The organism is Paenibacillus sp. FSL M8-0228, assembly GCF_038007385.1.
Taxonomy (GTDB): domain Bacteria; phylum Bacillota; class Bacilli; order Paenibacillales; family Paenibacillaceae; genus Paenibacillus; species Paenibacillus polymyxa_D.
In genome coordinates this window covers 958,854-980,531 of the sequence record NZ_JBBOXA010000001.1, presented here as the reverse complement: position 1 = coordinate 980,531, position 21,678 = coordinate 958,854, and the positions used below count along the sequence as shown (strand labels likewise).

The window sequence follows — 21,678 nt, the reverse complement described above, 5'->3', positions numbered from 1 at the left end:
AAAACACAAAAGAACTTCCATTCCCACACAGCATGTGGATTCGGAAGTTCTTTTTTACATTTACGTATCACTTTCTTGACCAAAAGCCCAACAATTGAGACTCAGCGAGCCAAGGACATACGACTGAAAAAGCTTATGCGCGGAGCGCTCCTGATCCGCAGCCCCCATCGCATAAAACAAAGGTGAAAAATGCTCTATTCCATAAGAAGGTACCGCTTGTTTGGCATATGGAGCCTTCTTGTCATATTGGAATAAGTGACGTAAATTCCAGTCTTGAAGCTGCTGTGCAATCCAGTCATCATATTGAACGGCCCAATCGGCTGGCTCACTCGTCTGCTTGAGTGTCCGCAAGTTGTGGACCAATCCGCCGCTACCGATAATCAAAATCCCTTGTTCTCGCAACGGCGCCAGCATCCGTCCAATCTCGTATTGCTCTTGAGGAGCGCGCCGAGAATCAATAGATAACGGTACGACCGGTATGTCCGCATCAGGATATATATGCCGCAAAACCACCCATGCTCCATGATCCAGTCCCCGGTTCCGAACCGGCTGGTGGAACAAGTTATGCTGACTGAACAGATGCTCTATCTCCTCATACAGCTTTGGATCGCCTGGTGCAGGGTAATCGATTGAGTACATTTCTTCAGGAAAGCCATAGAAATCGTGCAACGCTGCATGCTGATCATCCGCGCCAATACATTGATCGGGGCTATCCCAATGCGCGGAAAAAATGACAATTCCTTTGGGTCGGGGCAGGCTCGCGCCCAGCTTTGCAAGAAAGCTGGTATATGCGTTATTTTCTACAGCCAGTGTCGGTGAACCATGCGCAACAAAAATTGAGGGTAATGTCATCGCTGCCAACCTCCACACGCCAGTATAGTGTTACTCTTCCATTTTACTCCGGCGGAGGCGCAATTTCCAATACAATCCGTTACACACTGAAATCAGATCATCCAGTGCTGCCAATCACGTTGAATATTTTCCTGTTCATCCAGCCATTCAAGCGTCCGATCAATGAGCCGTTGCCGCTCTTTACCTGACGAGAAAGTGTGATCTCCCTGGAAAATAATCTCTTTATCACAGCGTCCCTCTGGACGCATCCAGAATATCTTTTGAAACAGAAATGCATAATCGACAGGAATAATATCATCCGAGGTTCCATGAATGACGAGCACATCCCCGTTAAATTTAACGGCCTCCTGGAACGGCTGAAATTGAGCTAACGACTCAAAGTAAGCAGGCGTAAACTTATAGCCCAAATAATCGGCATGACCAGTTTTAACAGACTCATCGTACACGCTTCGCTCCGTAATTTTGACGATGTCATTGAACGGATAGCCCACTGCTGACCAAAGGACCAGATTTTGTACTCTCTTGTCCCGTACGGCTGTGAGAAGAGCAACCGCGCCCCCCAGACTGTGACCGATCAGCGTCACCTTGGTCGGGTCAATGTCCGCACAATTGACGGCGTAATCCAATACGGTACGTGTCTGATTAATCATGGACTCGAGCCCCTGCTTGCCGTATTCACCTGTGCTCTCCCCACAACCGGCAAAATCAAAGCGCAGGACAAAATATCCCCCTTCGGCCAGTTCACGCGCAGTCTTGACGAATAATCGATCTACGCCGATACGATTGCCTACAAAACCGTGACATATAACAACGAGGGGAACTCGTCTCTGACGCTCTCCCTCATTTGTACGGTTTGGATAATGAATTGTTGCGGCCAGCTCTTCATGTTCAAAACGAATTCCAATTTGCCGTTCCATCCTGATTCCCCCTGTTTCAAGCTTCACTACACATTTATGAATTCGAACTCATATAGTAACGTGGAATATCCATCCAGGATATTTATTCACTTTAATTCCGATAAGTTTAATAAGTTTTATAGTAAAGTCAGTCTATCATCGCCCTGCTTCCTTGTCAACCTGTCAGTTCACATCGTTAAAAAAGTAAACAAATAGCGCTCCCCGATGCGATTCCGGAGAACGCTATACTACACTTATGTGAGTGAATCCACTACATTTAAAGTGACATTCGTTATTCGTAGCTGTTCCTGAACATTTGGTGGGTCTCCGTTCGTCCTTCCCACTGCAGTTTACAAGAGTCGCCGTTATGTTCATCCTCATGCCACAGGCTGCGGTAGTTCTGTGCACCTAGCTCACCTGCAAATTCTGTATCCTCAGCCACTTCGATATCGTCCACTATACGGTACGTTGGAGATGTTCCTTGAACGCTCCGGTGACTCACATTTGTAGACGAGGCCGCCCCGCTATTCCCATTCGAAGCGTTTCCCAGTCGTTTTTGGACTAAATAATCTGCCTGGTTCTCCAGTTTCATGATGCCACATCCTCTCAACGTTTATATTCAGGTTGCTCCACGTGCTCACCCTCTATCCAGTTTGAGGAGAATGCAACGGTAATATACATGCTATAGATAAAGTCTTTTGCCATCCGACGCTTCCTCACGTATACTGTCTTTGTTACGAAATGGCGGTTCCATCAGCCCGGGATACGCTCATAAAGCAGGAGGAAGCAATGAATAAAGCAGGAGGAAGCAATGAATAAAGCAAAAAATTATACGCTTATTGCATGGATTGCCTTGTCCATGTTTTTCTTGACACAGGCGATTATCGGATGGTTCGTCACCTTTACAGGCGGAGATCTCAAACCCTTTGAAGAAATCAGCCTATCCACCCTTATCATCATCGCCGCAGGAGCCATTCTACTCGTTGAAGCCCTGATGAATTTTATGGACCGTCCCGAAGATGACGAGGAGACACAACAGCCAGACCACGCCCCTGTAAAGCCCCAGATGAATCTTAAATCCATCTTGATGTATGTTGTGTTAGTTGTCGTGATTCTTGTCGCCGGACTAGCGCTGCGCAGTGTACTGCCGGTATTCAGGATCTCACCTTGGGTAAATTTAATTCTCGCCGCCATCGGCTTTATTGGACTCAAACCAATTTTTCTGCGTAAAAAACGTTCATAGCCCGCAATTTCATTATATGGAGCTGCCCCATTTTGGGTCATAGCAGCTCCTTTTCATTTCGATCAGGCAATCGACTTACAGCTGGGGTGTGCGCCAAAAAGCCGTATTCCTGGCCTGCAAGAAGCTGCATGGAGAAATACGGCTTGATATACTTTATAAACTTATTTGGAAAATAGTTGTTCTGCATTATCCAGAGCCATTTTGTGTCCCATTGCGGAATAGTCCAGCCAAGGCTGTCCGTCCAACATGTAGACATGCCCTTGCTTCACCGCTTTGAGACCTTGCCATACTGTGTTTCCTTCCAGCTGCTTGTATACCTTTTGGGCATCCGCGCCTTTACTGATGATAACAAGAATCGCATCGGCATCATAATCCGGTAAAACCTCTTGGGAAACCACCTGATAAGCCTTGTTGATCTTTTCTACACCTTTGGCTGGCTTCAAGCCCAAATCCTGATATAACAGCGGTCCTACCGGACGCTTCATCCCCATAACACGAACCTCTTTCGCCGTCACACGTACAGCCATAACCGTTCCGTCCCCAATTTTTGAATGAATCAGCTTTTTGACTCGTTCCCTCTGTGTATCATAGTCTTTTAGAAATGCGTCTGCCTGTGCTTCATGTTTGACCATAACGGCTATTTTTTTCAATTGATCTTTCCATGTGCCTTCATCCAGATCAAAAACGTCGGTCGGCGCAATTTTTTCAAACTTGGCCACATCGGTTCCCGAATATTTTTTGTCCAAGAAAATATGATCAGGTTGAAGCTCCAGTACCGCTTCCATATCCGGATCAGTGACAACACCTAGCTTATGGGTACTTTGAAGACGATCTTTTACATGCGGTAGAAAATCCTTCACATCTCCGCCAATGACCGAACCAGCCGGAGTAATGCCCAATGCCAGCAGGTTGTTCGTCAAATGAATAGACATCGAAGCAATACGCGAATCCGCACTAATAGTTGTCTGCGCACTGTCCGCCGCTTTCGTATCGGCAGTCTGTTTGTCGGCTGCTTGTCCGCAAGCAGATAGCATGATCATGCATACAACAAGAGTTGTGACTACCCATGAACGTTTAAAACCTGAACCCTCAAATTTGTGCTTTCTCATGATTACTCTCTCCTATGCTACAGAAACTCTACATTATAATGATCAATATAGAAGGCTTCTACTTAGTTATTAATTTCAGCGGCTTGTATCATTTGCATCATATGATTTCATATGTACCTATTCCTTCTGTCATTTTGTTCGGGACAACAAGAATAGAAAATACGGAGCTCCTACCACAGCAACCACCACACCTGCGGGAATCGCATTTGGCTGAAACACCGAACGCCCAATCGTGTCGGCGGTGACCAGAATGACGACCCCGACCAAACAGGCTACTGGCAGCAAATGCTGGTACATCGGCCCAACCAGGCGGCGAGCCAGATGAGGCGCAATGAGCCCGATAAAGCCAATGCCTCCGGCCATGGATACGCTGGCACTGGATAGAGCCACGGCTGCGCCCAGCAGTAATAGGCGCTGGCGCTTCACACTTGTACCGATTCCAGCCGCGGTCTCGTCGCCCAACGACAGGTTATTCAGACTGCGCGTCTGCGACAGAACGTAGGGTAATACAATGACTAACCAAGGCAGCAAAGCTGCTGCATGTATCCAGTCCCGGCCCCAAACGCTGCCAGCCAACCAACGTGCGGTAAATGCGTATGTATCCTCATCCAGCCGCAAGGACCAATACAGCGTTATAGCGCTAAGGCCCGAGGCTACACCGATACCGGACAAAATCAGACGCACTGGCACGATTCCTCTGTTACGGCTATAGGACAACAAAACAATCAGCACCGCCGCAATGACACCTCCTGCAAAGGTAAACAAGGGGATCAGGACGGCGGCCGAACCGTCCAAGTCGCGAAAAAAGCTAACGAACATTACCAGTCCCAACGCAGCCCCTGCATGAAGACCGAGCACTCCCGGATCAGCAAGTGCGTTCCGCGACAAGCCTTGCATGACCGCCCCGGCTGCGCCTAGTCCCGCTCCAGCCAGCACCGTTACAGCAATACGAGGCAGACGATACTCGAACAGAACGATATGATCACGTCCGCTGCCACCGCCAAACAACGTATCCAGCACGCGTAGCGGTGGAATACGAATCGTTCCGGTATTCAAACCCAAAACAAGGACGGCAAAGCTGATTCCCGCCAATACCAAACAAACGAGCCAAGCCTTTTTCGTTCTTGTGTCCCCAATCCCTAAAGAGCGACTCACTATAAATCCCTCCTTTCCTTACGGGCGAGAAAGAGGAAAAAGGGTACTCCGATAAAAGACACCATAATTCCAATAGCTAGCTCCTCTGGCGGATTTGCCATTCTCGCTCCCAAATCTGCCAGCACCAGTAACACGGCTCCCAATAACGCAGACAGCGGCACGATCTGGCGATAATCCACACCGATTAGCTTGCGAGCGATATGTGGGATAACCAAACCTACAAAGCCGATGGCTCCAGCAGCCGATACAGAGAGTCCGGCCAGTACCACTACGGTCAGCAGACCCAAAAGCCGAATGCGCCTGAGATTCACCCCAAGGTTTAACGCCACCTCATCGCCCATCGAAATCAGCGAAATAGAACGTGCCAGCCCCATAGACCAGGCGATCACAATAAGCAAAATCGGTGCAAGAATCTCAAGCTGCGACCATTTGATCCCGGCTACACCACCCGCATACCAGAAGGCTAAATCCTGACTTAAATCAAAATAAATCGCAATCCCCGAAGTCATGGAACCTAACAGGGCAGCCGTCACAGCTCCAGACACCGTCAGTCTCATAGGTGTCAATCCACCAGGCGCAGATGCTCCCAGACCAAATACCAGTAAGGTACTCATCAGCGCCCCCAGGAACGACAATACTATTAACGTCCCATAAGGAAGATCGGGAAAAAAGGCAAAACTCACTGCAACTACAAACATCGCTCCTGCGTTAATGCCCAGCACACCTGTATCTCCCAGCGGGTTGCGCGTAATGCCCTGAATCAGAGAACCTGCAACCGCAAGCGCAGCTCCAATAACAGCTGCACCGAGTACACGCGGCAATCTCAACTCATGAATGATCTGATGTGTCATCAGCGAACGATCATAGTGAAATACTGCCGACCACACGGTGCTTACGGTCAAGTCCTTGGCTCCGAGAGAAATGGCGGCGAATATGGCCAAACCCAACAATACAGCCGAAGCTGTGAACAACAACGCCTGCCGAATCCTACCCGCTCGAAGTACTGGACGTGCTGTTATGACTACTTCAGGAACTGCCCTCTCTGTCCGAGCTGTATGTTTGTCCATGCTGTCTTTAGACTGCATTTGGTGAGGTCACTCCCTCCGTACCTGAAAAAATCATTATGTTTTCCAAAACAATAACGATAATGATAATTGTTATCAACTTGATACATAATAGCATGTTTCTATGACATTGCAAGCCAAAAACTGTTCCCCATAAGAGGAACAGTTTTTGAATATATCTATATGATTTTACTACATAGGTGACTCCAAACGGTCCTCTCTTTAGTACGTAGGCCAGCCTGCCGAATCCCATTTTAAATCACTAATCAGAAGTTTTGGATTTCCTTTATCAGTGGCATCATAGGCATGACGCGCAATGACACTGTTGTTATAGACGGATTGGCCGCCCGGTCCCTTCCAACGGTCATTCCCCGCATCCAGTATCGTTCCGCCACCGTCCATCAGGCTTTTGCCGCTCTTGTCCACATACGGTCCAGTAATACTAGTAGAGCGACCGTAAATAATCTTATAATTACTATCTACGCCTTTGCAGCAGTTATCAATGGAAGCAAACAGATAATAATACCCATCGCGGTATGTAACATGGGGCGCTTCCAAACCACCCGCCGTACGCTTGGCGATAGAATAGATCTGCCCCGTAGGCTTCATCGTATTCTTGTCCAATCGAGTCACTTTCAAGCCTGAATTCCATGAACCAAAGGAAAGCCACGGGTTACCGGAAGCGTCAATGACGAGATTCGGGTCAATCGCATTATAATCGTTGGCATCCGTCGTACGCAGCACGAGTCCATCATCTCTCCAGCTCCCCGCGCCAATGCTTGTTGCTGAAGTCAATCCAATGGCCGAAGTGCGTGACCCAAAAGTAGAAATGGAATAGTAAACCCAGACACGTCCATTGTACTTCTGAGCGTCCGGTGCCCACACATCGTTAGGCTTTTGCTTAGGTACATACGATTTCCACCATGATGGCGGCGACAGGAATATTTGCGGCAATCTGTAAAAATTGCGTCCGTCGTCCGATCTTTGAACCTGTATCCCCTGCCCTGTGGAGAAAATATACCAAGCGTTGCCTTCTTTCGTAATGGACGGATCATGTACTGCCACATCACCAGTTAACGCCCAGTGCTCTGCGGATGCAGATGGCATCACTGAAAGTAACAAAGCAGCCGAGGTTACAGCAGCAAACGCCGTTCGGGTCAATTTACTCCGTACTGATTTTTTCCATGCTTTCAACATTTCTTTCGCACCTCCGAATGAGTATCTTATAATGAAATTCAGGTGACACACCTATTACATTAGTGTTTATACTTATGAAGTTACCCATATATTAACCTATCACATTCTGTTTTGTAAACGCTTTATTTCAAATAAAAAGAAATTTATAAACTACGCATAACGCTTTACATACGAGGATTTTGCAAAATCCTGATACAAAAAGGGGAGCCCGCAGGCTCCTTTTCAAATTAGCATATTAAATAGATTTTCGTTTTTATTCAGTTCCGTATATTTAAGCCCCTTGCGGTTCATTCGTTCAATTAAAGGAAAATAGTCTTCCTTGTGGAACAGCTCAATGCCGACCAGAGCTGGTCCATTTTCCTTATCATTCTTTTTCGTATATTCAAACCTAGTAATATCGTCGTCCGGTCCAAGCACATCCTGTAGAAACTCACGCAGTGCCCCAGCTCTTTGCGGGAAATTCACCATAAAATAATGCTTCAGTCCTTCGTAAATTAGGGACCGTTCCTTAATCTCCTGCATTCGATCTATATCGTTGTTACCACCGCTGACGATACAGACAACCGTTTTGCCTTGAATCTGCTCGCGGTACAGATCAAGTGCTGCAACAGGCAGTGAACCCGCAGGCTCCACAACAATCGCATTTTCATTATACAGCTCCAGAATCGCGGTACATGCTTTACCTTCCGGTACCTTCACAATATCGTCCAAGGTATGTTTACAAATATCGTATGTCAGCTGACCCACACGCTTCACCGCAGCTCCGTCAACAAACTTATCTATTTGATCCAGTGTAACCACCTTGTGTAAACGCATCGCTTCCGTCATCGACGCCGCGCCAAGGGGTTCCACACCAATTACCTTGGTGGATGGACTCACGGTTTTAACATACGTACCTACGCCTGCCGCCAAACCGCCGCCGCCAATCGTTACGAACACATAATCCATAGGTGTATCTAGACTCTCCATCACTTCCATCGCAATCGTACCATTGCCCGCAATAATTTTCGGCTGATCAAACGGATGGATGAAGGTCATTGCCTGCTCGCTACACACCTTCATGGCCTCATCATAAGCATCGTCAAACGTATCTCCGGTCAAAATGACCTCTACACTGTTTCCCCCAAAGCGACGAACCTGCTTCACTTTCTGATTAGGCGTTGTACTCGGCATAAATATTTTACCGTGGATACCAAGTGCATTACATGAAAAAGCCACACCTTGCGCATGATTCCCTGCACTCGCACACACGATGCCTTTTTCCATTTGCTCAGGGGTCAAGCTACGGATCATGTTGTAAGCTCCACGGATTTTAAAGGACCGCACGACTTGGAGATCTTCTCTTTTCAGATACACATTACAGTTATATTTGGCCGATAGGACGGCATCCCTCTGTAAAGGTGTACGTACAATCACCTCACGCAGCATATGATGCGCCCGTACAATATCCTCCATGCCAACGGTTGACGCCATGGCCGGGTCAGTTTTCTGGGTTTCTGTTGGTTCCATAGGTTCTCCACGCTCCGCCTGAATATTTCTGTATTTGAAATCTTTCAAATATCATACCACGTTTACCCATAGCTTGTGCAGATGATAGACATGAAAATGAGAATGAAAATCAATCGAACCAAAAAAAAGGCAGATCGGGACAAAGCCCGACCAGCCCTTTCTGACGTTGCACATTTCTTGTATTCATTCGCTCCATTGAATACCTTTCCGATTACCCTTTTACTCCACCTGCCGTCATTCCTTCAATAAAGTAACGCTGGAAGAATAGAAACACGACCAGAATCGGTAAAATAGCCAAAACGGAGCCCGCAATCAGCACATCATAATTGTTGCCATATGGCGTCAGCAGACTGGACAGTCCAATGGGCAGTGTCAGCATGTCGTTGGTCCGCAATACAATCATCGGCCACAGGAAGTTATTCCAACTGTTCATCGCCTGCAAAATAGCCATTGCCGCAAATGCAGGCGCCATTAGAGGCATCATAATGCGTACGAAAATGCCATATTCTGAACAGCCGTCAACCCGCGCAGCATCCATAAAATCCTTGGGTACTCCACTCAAATATTGACGGAAGAAAAAGATTGGGATTGGCGCGACGACGAAGGGTAGAATTACACCCCATACTGTATTAATCAGCTTCATGCCGATCATTAGCTTGTAGAGCGGCAGCATGATAATTTCTACCGGAATCATCATTACAACCAGCACTAGTGTGAAAATCACATTTTTCAATCTAAAACGGTACATCTCCAGACCATAGCCCACCATCGCGGACAATATCAGACATAACACCGTAAACAAGACGGTAATAACAATACTGTTCCAGTACCATTGAAAATAATCCGTCGTCCCCTGAAAGATGAACGCATAGTTTTTCAAGGACATGATGTCCCACTCCAGCTTAAGATTCAAGCCGTAGCGCAACAGCTCCGTAGATGGCTTGAACGAGGCAAGCGTCACGGCAAATAGCGGAAACAGGGCAAACCCGGCAAACAGAATGAACAGGACAACGAGCAATGCGGATAATGAGCCTTTTTGTTTCTGAGCCATCGCTTAATCCTCCTTCCGGAACATGCCGAAAAATTTGAGCTGGATCAGGTTCAGCACGAGTGTAAATACGAGCAATACAATGCCCACCGCAGCTCCGAAGCCCATACTGTTCTGCTCCAGACCTTGGCGATAGAGATAGCCAACAATCGTTAAACCAATATCGTTCGGGGAGTTATTTCCGTTCCACAACATGTAGCTTTCCGTGAACATGGACAACCCCGCATAAATGCTAATCGTAAATACGTAGATCGTCACTGGTTTCAGCATAGGAATCGTAATCCGCCAAAATGAATCGAATCGACTGGCTCCATCAATCTGCGCAGCTTCATACAACTCGGGAGGAATGTTCTGGAGTCCCGACATGTAGTACAGCATATTTACGCCCAACCATCTCCACAAGGCCAGCACGATCAACGCTAAAAAGCCGGTGTTGGCGTTCATTAGCCATTTATACGGCTCCAGACCGAAGACCCCCAACAGGGAGTTCATCAGCGAACCATCCAATTCCCCGAACATGAGGCGGAAGATCGTTCCTGCTACCACCACCGAGGTTAGTGCAGGTATAAACATCACGGAGCGAAACAACCCTCTGCCCGGCATTTTAGGCGAATTCAGCAATACTGCCAATACCAGCGGCAGAGGAATCAGCACAACCAGTGTAAGCAGCGTGTACAGGACGCTATTCAATATCGCCTTTCCAAACGTAGGGTTGATTAAATCCTTATAATTTTCCAGTCCAACATAAGTTGTTATCCCTGGCAGGACTTCCTGGAAGCTCATAATGACCGTCGAGATGACCGGATAGGCAAAAAATAGCGCAAAGGACAGTAAAAATGGAAGGACAAACACATACGGTGCCGTACGACTGGAATGAATAAATCGGCTCCATTGGCTTCTGGCCGGACGCTGAGTTTTTGGCGGCTGACCTGTCGGTACATTAGCGTTCGTATGAACGGGCGTTGCCATGAATCTCACTCCCTTTCCTGTTGGGGTCTATCTCAGTTCATCTGCTAGCTCATGCAGCACCGTGGCTGGATCTTCGCCACTCTGTAGTGTCCGATAAAGTATTTTATTGCGTACAGCACTGGCGATGTCAGGCGTTTTCGGTCCAATATGCACCGCATTGATCTCATCTTTGACTTCGATCAGCGTGTCAAAAATATTTGTTCCGAAATACTCCGTAAATTTGTTTTTGGCTTTGGCTTCCGGCATTGTCCACACTTCACTGCGGATGGGATCAAACCCTAGCTGCTTCCAAATCTCCACATTCCCTTGCTTGGACAGCTTGGCAAAGGCTAGAAAACGCATCGCCAGATCCTGGTGCTCTGATTGGTTCGTGACTACCGTTCCGGTTCCGCCCATACCCGCTGAGCGATAGCCGCCTTTTTCCCACGCCGGCATGGGTCTGATGATAATTTTACCTTTCAGGTCAGGCATGTAATCCGTAAAACGCCCCATGTACCACATCGGCATCCATACCGAAGCAGCCCCGCCTTTGTTCATAAACCCGTAGTATTCCTCCATATGATGCCCGCCGCCCGGTGAGGGAATAGCGACTTTGTCTTTTACCATCTGTTGAAGAAACTCAAGTGTTTTAATATTGGTTTCGTTATCCAACGTCAACTCGCCCTTGTCATCCAGAAAATCTGAATTTTGCTGGGAGATCATCGGCCAATAGCTCCACAGGTCATTCGTTTCTAAGGTCGCCATTGGCTTGCCTGTTTTCGCAAGTACTTGCTTGCCTGCAGCAGCATAGTCTGCCCAGGTGACGATGGAATCCGGGTTTACCCCCGCCTGGTCCATAATCTCTTTATTGTAATACATCACTTCGGCTCCAACGTGGAAGTCAATGCCGTAATATTTACCGTCTTTGCCGTAAATCTGTACTCTGGAAGGTACAATGTTATTGATCTCGGGGTCAATCACCGGATTGAGCGGGACCAGTTGCGGTATCCCTTTGAGGAAATTACCGATCTTGTTCACCTCGATATCCGCGATATCCGGCGCTCCCACCCCCGATTGCAGCGCAATCGACAGCTTGCTGTGATGGTTGTCATAAGGAAATGTATTCGCTTTCAAATTAATCAATTCATCAGGGTGCTGTTGGTTCCATTGGTCAGCCATTTGCAGAAAAAACTTCTCATGCAGTTCATTGAACGTCCATAATACAAGTTCTGTTCCCGGCCCTTCCTTTTCATCGGTCTTGAAAGAACAGCCTTGCAGCAGTCCAGCCATCAAAACCACCGCCATAAGCATCAAAGCCATGCTTTTTCTTCGCAGCAGCATATCCTTCCCCCTTCGCATGATGAAATCCTAATTCATAAATGATTGCGCTTTCTTTTATTATTTAACATCAATACAAATTAGTTTACAACAACATTATTTATAAAATTTTTATTTTCAACGAAGATTAGCGTCTCCACTGCATTATAGGGGGCAATTGAAATGAATACAGTTATGATGATTTTTGCATAAAAAAGAGGCCCCACCCGAATTAAAACTCGAAGTTGGGCCTCTCTATTTTTACTACTCTTGGGAATGAGCTGCTTCGTCCTTCACTTCTTCGCGAAATGATCTAATACTTTCTTTACGACGATTATTTTTTTCTTCGATCTGCTGACGCTCCTCGTTGCTGATTTCAGAGGAAAATTCATTTAGATATCCTTCAGCTTCACGCAGGTTCTGCTGTGTGTTCTGAATACTTTGTTGCAAGTGTTCAACATTATCGGCTCGATTATCCGGTTTTGCCATTGGTTTGACGCCTCCTAATATAGAATCGCTCACGGGAGCGCTAAACCGTAGCTTGATCGTTATCGAGTTATTTTATACATTAAAATGCTTTCCAAACCATTGGCCTGCGGCGGCAGCTTCTGTACGGGTCAATTGATGACCATTGCGTTCCCAATATGCTTCCACCTGCGCTCCGGCTCCCTCCAATAATGCTTGCAGCTCCCGGGATTCCGAAGTCGGAACAATCGGGTCATTTTCACCGGAAGACAGAAATACAGGGACACCGTTCAATTCAGGCAAGTCCAGCCCACGCAACGGCACCATTGCATGGTGCAAAATAGCTCCGCGTAACGCTTTTGCATCGTGAAAGAGCATGCTGGCGGCTATGTTTGCACCATTGGAATAGCCCAGAGCCACCACGTTATTACGGTCAAAATCGTATTGCTCTGCAGCTGTGTCCACAAATTCGCTCAGTTCTTTGGTACGAAATACGAGATCCTCAATGTCGAACACTCCTTCTGCCAAACGGCGAAAGAAACGCGGCATCCCATTTTCCAGCACATTTCCTCTTACGCCTAACACAGAAGCTCCCGGTGCTACCATCTCAGCCAAAGGTATTAGGTCTTGTTCATTCCCGCCTGTACCATGCAACAGCAAAATAACCGGGGCTTGCGGATCATTTCCTTTACGAAAGACGTGTTTCATATCTATTCCCTCCTCTAATTAACTTTAAATTAAGAATCTTATTTTTGTATAAATTGATTATAGCCCATTTCACTACTTTATACAAACATAATTGACCTCGTTAATTTTTTCTAAAATGATGTCTTGTTCCATTGACATGTAGTATAGCTGTATTTTACTATGGTGTTAGATATTTAGAATATTATCTAAATATCTAAAGGAGGAAATGTATTTTGAACGATGCCTTTAAAGCTTTGGCTGATCCGACCCGGCGTACAATCTTACAGCTTTTAAAGGAGAAAAGTATGAGCGCAGGCGAAGTGGCTGAACATTTTCAAATTAGCAAGCCCAGCATCTCCCACCACCTCAATATCCTGAAGCAGGCTGGGCTGGTGCTGGATGAACGACAGGGGCAAAACATTATCTACACCCTGCATACAACGGTTGTGGCGGATGTGATCGGTTGGATGTTCAGTATCGCCCACTCCGATACCCCTGCGAAAAAAAATAGGAATCATATTAAGGATGGGGAGGAATCTGAATGAAATTTCGAACACCTTGGAGCTTGACGGATGTTTTGACAACTTTGATTGCCTTATCACCCGCCATAGGCGCTATACTGCTGTACGACCGACTTCCCAATGTTCTAGCCTCGCATATTAACTTTAACAATACAGCAGACGGGTATACGAGCAAAAGTGGTTCTATTATCATGCTCGTGTTGTTGGGCCTAGTCCCGCTGGTCATTCGATTGGCTCGCCACATGGACCCCAACAGAGCTAATTATGAGAAATTTTCAAAAGCCTATGAAGTTACGCGTGCAGGTGTTTCTGTAGTTCTCGCTGTAGCTGGATGGGGAATGCTGCTGTATAACCTGAATATACGACTGCAAATGAATGCTATAATTTTAGGGTTAATAGGCCTGATGCTGATGGCGATGGGGAATTATATGACTCAGGTACAGCCGAACTATACGTTCGGTATCCGCACGCCGTGGACTCTGTCTAATCCCGAGGTATGGCGTAAAACGCACCGTTTCGGTGGGCCTATGATGATGCTTGGCGGTGCTTCAGCGTTGGTGGCGGCATGGGTCGGTGGAATGGCGGGAGTAGTCATTTTCCTTACCGTGCTGATCATATCCGTTATCTCTCCTGTACTCTATTCTTACTTGTTGTATCGTAAGCTAAACAAGTAATTAAACAAAGCTACACCTGAACCTAAAAAGGAACCTCCCAAACCGCGATAAACGCAGAATGGGAGGTTCTTTTTACAAGTGAATATTTATTTAAAACAACAGTTTATCGGGATGGGTGCCTACACGCTCATCCAGATGAAGACCATTGATTCGGTCAATATCCTCAGTCGTCAGTTCAAAATCGAACAAATCGGCATTTTCGCGGATACGATGCGCGGTTACCGATTTGGGAATCGTCACAATCCCCCGATCCAGATGCCAACGCAAAATAACCTGCGAAGAGGTTTTACCGTATTTGGCAGCAATCTCAACGATGTCCGCTTGCTCGGTTAATTTCCCCTTCATCAGTGGACTCCACGATTCAAGCTGAATCTGGTGCTCCCGGCAGTATTGATGCAGTTCTTGTTGAGTCAGACGAGGGTGAAGCTCCACTTGGTTGATGACAGGAACCATGTTGCTGTCTTTGAGGAGGTCTTCGAGATGGTGAACTTGGAAGTTACTAACTCCGATAGCGCGTACGCTTCCTTCTTCATACAGTCGTTCGAATGCCTTCCAGGTTTCCTTGTACTTATCCTTGCCAGGCCAATGAATGAGATACAGATCAATGATATCCAGACCCAGCCGCTTACGGCTTTCCTCAAAGGCACGCAGTGTTGAATCGTAGCCCTGATCCTGATTCCATAGCTTGGTAGTTACAAACAGATTTTCTCTAGACGTCCCACTATCACGAATGGCTTGTCCAACCAGTTCCTCGTTACCGTAGATCGCCGCTGTATCAATGTGACGGTAACCGACCTCAATAGCTGTTTTGACCGCTTCGTAGACCTCATTGCCTTCCGCCTTGTAAGTACCGAAACCGAGCCAAGGCATCTGAACTCCGTTATTCAGTACAGTTGTATCCACAATGTTCCCCATGTCTATTCCTCCTGTTCCTGATTATGAATTATCCAACGGGATGATTACAGTTTAGTTGCATCCTGAAAAGCATTCACTTGAAGCGGAGCAGCCAACAATTCTTTAGCCGCGGCAACAAATGCCTGGAAATGGGCAGAATTATTATGGAAATCTACAGCAGCAGCATCTTTCCACTCTTCAACCATCGTAAATGCGTTGGAATCATTCAGATCCTGCATTAACGTGTAGCGTACATTGCCTTCTTCAGCTTGGGATGCGCTGACCAGCCCTTGGGTTTGTTGCAAAAAAGCCTCTCTTTTTTCAGGTAAAACTTTCATATCGGCATGAATAATAATCATATTATGTTCCTCCTCGTATTATGTAACTATTTCTATTATAGACCATTCTTTCGAAAGAATAAAAGTGCGGGCGTTTCTGTAATACAGTAAAATAGATCGTATGGGGGAGAGATCAACTGATCCGTTCCTCCTATATTTTGTTTAACGGCGGTGAAGGCATGTGCGTTTTCAGACAAAACTAATGGTATTTATATCCCTATTAGTACTGGTAGTTACCGGGCTGTTGGGATTATCCTTTCGATATATGATCACCTCCGCTCTATATGATGAAATCGGAGAAAGGGCGCTCACCGTCGCCAATACCCTCGCCGTAGATGCGCAGGTCAGAGACGCTCTGGAGCAGACTGAGACGACGCAATTGCGTTCGCGTATCAACGAGGTCATAAAGCCTGTCCAAGCCAGCAGCGGCGCTGATTTTATTACTATTGCTGATCATCATCTCATCCGGCAGTGGCATGTAAACCCGGAGCGCATCGGCACGCCTATGATAGACCCCATGAATGATAAGGTACTGCAAGGGCAGTCCTTTATCACTGAATCGACGGGCTCTCTCGGACCGTCAATACGCGCCAAAACAGCCGTTTATGATACGCAAGGTAAGGCCATCGGGCTCGTCTCTGTAGGTTTTTTAATGACAGATGTGCAGCAAAATATTCGTACATACACATATGCATGGCTCTGGTTTATGGTGGGCGCGCTGATGATCGGCATATTGGGAAGCCTGGTTATAGCGCAACGGGTACGCCGCGCACTGCATGGACTGGAGCCAGTGGAGATCGGACGGTTGTACCAGGAAAAGCAAGCCATTATTGAGTCCATCGGCGAAGGGATTATCGCGGTTAATAGTAACGGACAAATCACACTTGCCAATCCACAGGCAGCTCGCTTGATCGGACTCCCGCCGGAAACCTCTATCTACGGATGCGACCTTCGTCACTTGACTGGTGTTCCGGATGTACTGGTTGATATGCTTGTTGCCGATTACACAGTAGAGCATTCAACGATGGGGCCAGATCAGGGACAGTACATATGGAATGAGGAAATTGAGGTCCAACAGCGAATTGTAGTCGTCAGCCGTGTGCCGATCCAGGATCGTTCCGGTCGCATCATGGGCACGGTTGCCAGTCTGCGTGACAAGACCGAACTGCTCCACATGACACAACAGTTGACAGAGGTCAAAGATTACGCGGAAGTACTGCGATCACAAACACACGAATACGCCAATCGGCTGTATCTCATATCCGGCCTGATTCAGTTGGAGTGTTATGACGAAGCGGTGGACTTTATCACCCAGGAATCAGAGGAATATCGTGTACACAGGCCGATTGCCACAGCTCTCCTGCCCGATTCAATCATCGCCAGCCTACTGATCGGTAAGAAGAAACAGGCGCTGGAAAAAGGGGTTTTACTCCATTCTGATATTAAAGGAGCATTCTCAACCCAGTCCCCTACGTTGGAGTGGTCCTTTCTCGCTTCCATAGCCGGAAACCTGCTGGACAATGCCATGGAAGCTGTTGCGATGTCCTCCATCTTTGACGGACAGGTCTGGTTCCGGCTTGAAGAAACGACTGAAGCCATCATCGTCGAAGTTGCGGATAACGGATCGGGAATTTCGGACGATATCCAAGAAAAGTTGTTTGTCAGAGGAGCTTCGACCAAAGCAGAAGCAGGACATGGATATGGCCTTGCTCTCGTGCTGGAGTACACTGAACGAATGGGCGGCTCTATAGAAGTGCACAAACGTCCTGGTGGAGGAAGTATTTTTGAGGTTTACATTCCTTTACATAGAACAGATACGAGTAATAATGCAAAAGGAGGTTATGCCCATGAATGAGCAGGTTTTATCGGACATTGAGGTTCTTATTATTGAAGACGATCCGCGAATTGCGGAGATTAACCGCCGATTTATTGAAAAGGTGGACGGGTTCACCGTATGTGCAATCGCGACGAACGAATTTGAGGCAAAACTTCAACTGGACGTGCTCCGTCCTCCTCTAGTCGTGCTGGATGTTTATTTTCCTGATACGGATGGTCTAACCCTGCTATCGTTCATCAAGCAACACTATCCGGGGACAGATGTTATTATGCTGACTGCCGCCAAAGAAGCTGAAACAGTGGTACAAGCCGTTCGAGCAGGCGTGTTTGATTTTATCGTAAAGCCGCTTATATTCGAGAGATTGCGTGCGACCTTGGAGGAATATGCCCGGTTTCGGCGACAAATCACAACATGGCAAGAGGAACAATCCACAGTCGAGCAATCTGAAATTGACAGTTTACTTCAAAGCGCGGGCACCGGTCGGATGGCGGGGAACGGAGTCGGAGAACTATGGGCCAAAGGCATCGATAAAGTAACTTGCGACAAAGTGCTAGATCTCCTGAATCGACGGGGTGAGGTGACTACAGGTACAGTGGGAATCGAGCTGGGTATGAGCCGTTCTACAGCCAGAAGGTATCTGGAGTATTTAGTGGAAAGTGGCGACGCGCACCACGATCAGGTGTACGGAACCGTCGGCAGACCGGAGCGTATCTATCGCCGACAGCGGAGGGATGCATAAACCGTCCAACTCTGATGTCCTGGTACTTCCCCTCCTCCTATTCATAATTTTATTGAATTTAATTCACTTAATCGATCAAAACGGTTTAAATAACCACATTATTTACGTCCTCCTTCCCGATTGCTAGAATGATCAACAGTTAGTTGATTGATAATGATTATCAGTTTCTCTGATAATCATACTGGAACGGGGGATAACATATGGCAATACCGAAACAACCACTGCGCACAGGTATGCTGCTTGCAGCGATCCTGGCACTACTGACGGTCATTATGGCGGGATGTGGAAGCCAGTCACAAGATAACAGCGCAGTAGCACCTCAAGCAACAGGCGACACTCGAATGATTAAACATGAGATGGGAGAAACCAAAGTTACAGGTACACCCAAAAGAATCGTAACCCTGGAATTCTCTTTTGTCGATGCCACAACCCAACTGGGCGTAACTCCTGTCGGTATAGCTCAGGAAAATGACGATGATATTGATGGGCTGCTCGGCAAGAAAATCGACTTCACACCAGTAGGAACACGCAAACAGCCAAACCTGGAAACGATCAGCTCCTTGAAGCCGGATTTGATTATTGCTGATCTGAATCGTCATAAAAGCATATACAAAGAACTTAGTGAGATTGCTCCGACCATTGTTCTAAAGAGCCGCAATTCCTCCTATGAACAAAACTTGGCATCCTTCGGTGTCATCGCCGATGCGTTGGGTGAGAAGGAAAAAGGCGAGCAAATTCTCGCTACGCATAAAGCTACAATGGAAAAGTTGAAAGAAGGCATCAAAGCTGGTGAGCCACGCAGCGTATTGCTAGGGGTATTCCGTTCTGATTCACTATCGGCTCACGGCGCTTCATCCTTTGATGGACAACTACTGGAGCAAGCGGGTATCCACAATGCCCTTCAAAATACAAGCGAGCCTACCGTCAAGCTGACGCTGGAGCAAATTTCACAAGCGGATCCTGATGTGATCTTTTTGGTGGAAGCCGATGAGAAGCTGATTGCGGAATGGAAGCAAAACCCGCTTTGGCAAAACATTACGGCCGTCAAAAAAGGGGAAGTTTACGAAGTAAACCGGGCACTGTGGACCCGATACCGTGGACTCGGCTCAGCCGAAAAAATACTGGAGCAAGCCATTTCGCTTCTGTATCCCGCGCAAAGTAAAGGAGACGGCTCCCGGTGATCGGACAAGCCTCACGCGACCGGCTGAATAAGCCGGTCTTCTTTGCACTTATCGCTGCGTTGCTGGCTGGACTGCTGCTCAGCGTGGCGATTGGCCCAGTCAGGATGGACATCCCCACCATGCTGACTGCGCTGTTCACGGAGCATCCGTCTAAGGATCAGCTCATTGTCTTGACGGTACGCCTACCGCGTGCCGTTATTGGCCTAATCGTCGGGGCCGGGCTTGCCGTGGCTGGAGCTCTGATGCAGGCCATCACACGCAACCCGCTGGCTTCGCCGCAGGTATTCGGGGTCAGCTCAGGCGCTTCGCTGGCTGTCGTGCTGTCCGTCGTGCTGCTGCCAAATATCGGATCGTCCGGCAGCATTTATTTTGCTTTTGCCGGGGCCATCGCAGGCGGTTCCTTCGTATATGCGCTGGCCGGAACGGCGGGCATGACGCCGGTCAAGCTGGCCCTTGCCGGGATGGCCGTGCATCTGCTGCTGGCCTCCATCACCCAGGGACTGCTCGTGTTCAACGAGCAAATATCCGATGTGCTATATTGGCTCGCCGGAGCCATCGACGGGTCCACTTGGGCCGACACGCGTCTGGTGCTACCATGGTTCGCCGTGGGTATGATTCTTGCGCTAGCGCTGGCCCCCTCGCTATCTGTGCTGAGCCTCGGGACGGAGGTCGCACAGGGATTGGGACAAAACGTACGTCTTGTCCGTCTACTGGCCTCGGCCTCAGTGATTATGCTGGCAGGCTCTGCCATAGCGGTAGCCGGTTCCATCGGCTTTGTGGGCTTGATGGTACCGAATATCATCAAGATGTTTACAGGCGACAATTACAAACGGGTCATTCCCCTGTCTGCAATCTGCGGAGCTCTGCTGCTGACCTATGCGGACGTGCTTGGACGATTTATTGCATTTCCTTATGAATCACCCGTTGGCATTGTAACCGCGCTGGTGGGTGCGCCCTTCTTTTTATATCTGGCGCATAAGAACGGGAGGGCTTCACGATGAAAAAACTGTGGATTTTACTCGCGCTCATGCTGGGTGTTGCTTTTATAGCTATAGGCGTGGGCAGCACCTACATTACGCCCTCTGAGCTGATCAAGGCTCTGACGGACCGGAGTGCCTCTTCCTGGTTCATCGTTCATCATTATCGGCTGCCACGCGGTCTGCTGGCCATCATGGCCGGAGCTGGGCTGGCAGTAGCCGGTGTTCTGCTGCAAGGCATGATCCGCAACCCGCTAGCCTCGCCAGATGTGGTAGGTGTATCCAAGGGGGGCGGCTTTGCGGCGGTTCTCGTCATCGTGCTGCTGCCCTCATCCCCAGTGGCACTGCTGCCTGTAGCCGCCTTTGTCGGGGCTGGGCTAGCTGCACTGTTGCTCGTACAGCTTTCGATGAAGGGAGGCATGCGTCCCAATATGCTAGCCTTGACCGGACTGGCGGTGGGCGCTATTTTTCAGGCTGCGACCGACTATATACTGGTCAAGTATCCACTCGAAGCCAGCGACACGCTCACTTGGCTAGCTGGAAGTCTGTGGGGCAAAGGCTGGGACGAAGTGTATGGGCTACTGCCGTGGTTAATCGTGTTACTACCTCTCGCCTATGCACTACAGCGCAAGCTGGATATTATGAGCCTAGATGAGGAAAGCTCTGCTGGGCTGGGACTTAGCGTGAAGCGTGTGCGTACAGGACTGCTAGCCGTGTCAGTCGCCTTGGCTGCCTCCTGTGTCGCTGCCATCGGCTCCATCGGATTTATCGGACTGCTGGCACCGCATCTGGCACGACGGTTATTTGGCAATCGCCACCGCTATCTATTGCCCGGCTCGGCGATGATCGGCGCGCTGATTCTCGTCCTCTCCGACGCGCTCGGACGGGGTCTGAAGCCGCCGCTCGAAATTCCCGCTGGCATCGTGACAGCCGTCATTGGCGCGCCATATTTTTTGTATCTATTACTGCGGGAACGCAAACAGAAAGGCAGCGGATAGGATGAGGATAAGGAGTTACGCATCGCAGT

At 48.1% G+C, this 21,678-nt stretch carries 23 protein-coding genes; 8 read left to right on the top strand and 15 right to left on the bottom strand.

The annotated features are described in order from the left end of the window. Positions 1–60: 60 nt before the first annotated feature. From MKY98_RS04485 to MKY98_RS04475, 3 genes are all read right to left on the bottom strand, one after another. Positions 61–852 (bottom strand): dioxygenase family protein, encoded by a 792-nt coding sequence (locus tag MKY98_RS04485; RefSeq protein WP_029517127.1) that lies wholly within the window; start codon positions 850–852, stop codon positions 61–63. 92 nt (positions 853–944) lie between these two features. Then, positions 945–1,769 (bottom strand): alpha/beta hydrolase, encoded by an 825-nt coding sequence (locus tag MKY98_RS04480; RefSeq protein ID WP_029517128.1) that lies wholly within the window; start codon positions 1,767–1,769, stop codon positions 945–947. Between the two features lie 271 nt (positions 1,770–2,040). Further along, positions 2,041–2,340, bottom strand: coding sequence for a hypothetical protein (locus MKY98_RS04475; RefSeq protein ID WP_029517129.1), 300 nt, complete (start codon positions 2,338–2,340; stop codon positions 2,041–2,043). A 219-nt stretch (positions 2,341–2,559) separates the two neighbouring features. On the opposite strand from MKY98_RS04475, the gene MKY98_RS04470 reads away from it, so the two are divergent. Further along, positions 2,560–2,991 carry a hypothetical protein gene (locus tag MKY98_RS04470; protein WP_069012877.1) on the top strand — a complete coding sequence of 144 codons (432 nt, stop codon included), beginning with the start codon at positions 2,560–2,562 and terminating at the stop codon, positions 2,989–2,991. Positions 2,992–3,152: 161 nt separating this feature from the next. Here MKY98_RS04470 and MKY98_RS04465 read toward each other — a convergent pair whose 3' ends face one another. The 10 genes from MKY98_RS04465 to MKY98_RS04420 form a co-directional block, all read right to left on the bottom strand. After that, positions 3,153–4,100: an ABC transporter substrate-binding protein gene (locus tag MKY98_RS04465; protein WP_069012876.1), complete on the bottom strand. Its 948-nt coding sequence runs from the start codon at positions 4,098–4,100 to the stop codon at positions 3,153–3,155. Positions 4,101–4,229: 129 nt separating this feature from the next. After that, the gene (locus MKY98_RS04460) at positions 4,230–5,255 is read right to left on the bottom strand and encodes a FecCD family ABC transporter permease (RefSeq protein ID WP_069012875.1); all 1,026 of its coding nucleotides are present in this window, start codon (positions 5,253–5,255) and stop codon (positions 4,230–4,232) included. Beyond that, on the bottom strand, positions 5,255–6,340 hold the full coding sequence (locus MKY98_RS04455; protein WP_069012874.1) for a FecCD family ABC transporter permease: 1,086 nt from the start codon (positions 6,338–6,340) through the stop codon (positions 5,255–5,257). Before MKY98_RS04455 ends, MKY98_RS04460 begins: the two co-directional genes overlap by 1 nt. Before the next feature lie 201 nt (positions 6,341–6,541). Next, positions 6,542–7,516: a glycoside hydrolase family 43 protein gene (locus tag MKY98_RS04450; RefSeq protein ID WP_029517134.1), complete on the bottom strand. Its 975-nt coding sequence runs from the start codon at positions 7,514–7,516 to the stop codon at positions 6,542–6,544. Positions 7,517–7,738: 222 nt separating this feature from the next. Then, entirely contained in the window at positions 7,739–9,025 is a 1,287-nt protein-coding gene (gene ilvA, locus MKY98_RS04445) for a threonine ammonia-lyase IlvA (protein WP_029517135.1), read from the bottom strand. Between the two features lie 211 nt (positions 9,026–9,236). Then, complete coding sequence (locus MKY98_RS04440) at positions 9,237–10,076, bottom strand: carbohydrate ABC transporter permease (RefSeq protein ID WP_029517136.1); 840 nt, start codon at positions 10,074–10,076, stop codon at positions 9,237–9,239. A 3-nt stretch (positions 10,077–10,079) separates the two neighbouring features. Beyond that, on the bottom strand, positions 10,080–11,042 hold the full coding sequence (locus MKY98_RS04435) for a carbohydrate ABC transporter permease (protein WP_029517137.1): 963 nt from the start codon (positions 11,040–11,042) through the stop codon (positions 10,080–10,082). Positions 11,043–11,069: 27 nt separating this feature from the next. Beyond that, positions 11,070–12,362: an ABC transporter substrate-binding protein gene (locus tag MKY98_RS04430; protein WP_069012873.1), complete on the bottom strand. Its 1,293-nt coding sequence runs from the start codon at positions 12,360–12,362 to the stop codon at positions 11,070–11,072. 240 nt (positions 12,363–12,602) lie between these two features. Next, complete coding sequence (gene tlp / locus MKY98_RS04425) at positions 12,603–12,827, bottom strand: small acid-soluble spore protein Tlp (RefSeq protein ID WP_025721177.1); 225 nt, start codon at positions 12,825–12,827, stop codon at positions 12,603–12,605. A 72-nt stretch (positions 12,828–12,899) separates the two neighbouring features. Further along, a complete protein-coding gene (locus MKY98_RS04420) occupies positions 12,900–13,511 on the bottom strand; it encodes an alpha/beta hydrolase (protein WP_069012872.1) in 612 nt (203 codons plus the stop codon). Positions 13,512–13,723: 212 nt separating this feature from the next. On the opposite strand from MKY98_RS04420, the gene MKY98_RS04415 reads away from it, so the two are divergent. Together MKY98_RS04415 and MKY98_RS04410 are read left to right on the top strand one after the other, a co-directional pair. Beyond that, positions 13,724–14,035, top strand: a complete 312-nt coding sequence (locus MKY98_RS04415) for an autorepressor SdpR family transcription factor (protein WP_025676831.1) — start codon at positions 13,724–13,726, stop codon at positions 14,033–14,035. Then, positions 14,032–14,685, top strand: coding sequence for an SdpI family protein (locus MKY98_RS04410; protein ID WP_069012871.1), 654 nt, complete (start codon positions 14,032–14,034; stop codon positions 14,683–14,685). The genes MKY98_RS04415 and MKY98_RS04410 overlap by 4 nt, the downstream gene beginning before the upstream one ends. A 90-nt stretch (positions 14,686–14,775) precedes the next feature. Here the strand turns inward: MKY98_RS04410 and MKY98_RS04405 are convergent, their stop codons facing one another. Both MKY98_RS04405 and MKY98_RS04400 read right to left on the bottom strand, forming a co-directional pair. Continuing rightward, on the bottom strand, positions 14,776–15,600 hold the full coding sequence (locus MKY98_RS04405) for an aldo/keto reductase (protein WP_069012870.1): 825 nt from the start codon (positions 15,598–15,600) through the stop codon (positions 14,776–14,778). A gap of 44 nt (positions 15,601–15,644) precedes the next feature. After that, the gene (locus MKY98_RS04400; RefSeq protein ID WP_069012869.1) at positions 15,645–15,938 is read right to left on the bottom strand and encodes a putative quinol monooxygenase; all 294 of its coding nucleotides are present in this window, start codon (positions 15,936–15,938) and stop codon (positions 15,645–15,647) included. Between the two features lie 160 nt (positions 15,939–16,098). Here MKY98_RS04400 and MKY98_RS04395 point away from each other — a divergent pair, with 160 nt between their 5' ends. The 5 genes from MKY98_RS04395 to MKY98_RS04375 all read left to right on the top strand — a co-directional run bounded on the left by MKY98_RS04395 (position 16,099) and on the right by MKY98_RS04375 (position 21,649). Then, on the top strand, positions 16,099–17,772 hold the full coding sequence (locus MKY98_RS04395) for an ATP-binding protein (protein WP_069012868.1): 1,674 nt from the start codon (positions 16,099–16,101) through the stop codon (positions 17,770–17,772). Continuing rightward, complete coding sequence (locus MKY98_RS04390) at positions 17,765–18,493, top strand: response regulator (protein WP_069012867.1); 729 nt, start codon at positions 17,765–17,767, stop codon at positions 18,491–18,493. Before MKY98_RS04395 ends, MKY98_RS04390 begins: the two co-directional genes overlap by 8 nt. Positions 18,494–18,693: 200 nt before the next feature. Next, the gene (locus MKY98_RS04385) at positions 18,694–19,674 is read left to right on the top strand and encodes an ABC transporter substrate-binding protein (RefSeq protein ID WP_069012866.1); all 981 of its coding nucleotides are present in this window, start codon (positions 18,694–18,696) and stop codon (positions 19,672–19,674) included. Next, positions 19,671–20,675: a FecCD family ABC transporter permease gene (locus MKY98_RS04380; RefSeq protein ID WP_069012865.1), complete on the top strand. Its 1,005-nt coding sequence runs from the start codon at positions 19,671–19,673 to the stop codon at positions 20,673–20,675. The genes MKY98_RS04385 and MKY98_RS04380 overlap by 4 nt, the downstream gene beginning before the upstream one ends. After that, positions 20,672–21,649: a FecCD family ABC transporter permease gene (locus tag MKY98_RS04375; protein ID WP_069012864.1), complete on the top strand. Its 978-nt coding sequence runs from the start codon at positions 20,672–20,674 to the stop codon at positions 21,647–21,649. Before MKY98_RS04380 ends, MKY98_RS04375 begins: the two co-directional genes overlap by 4 nt. The last annotated feature ends 29 nt before the right edge of the window (positions 21,650–21,678 follow it).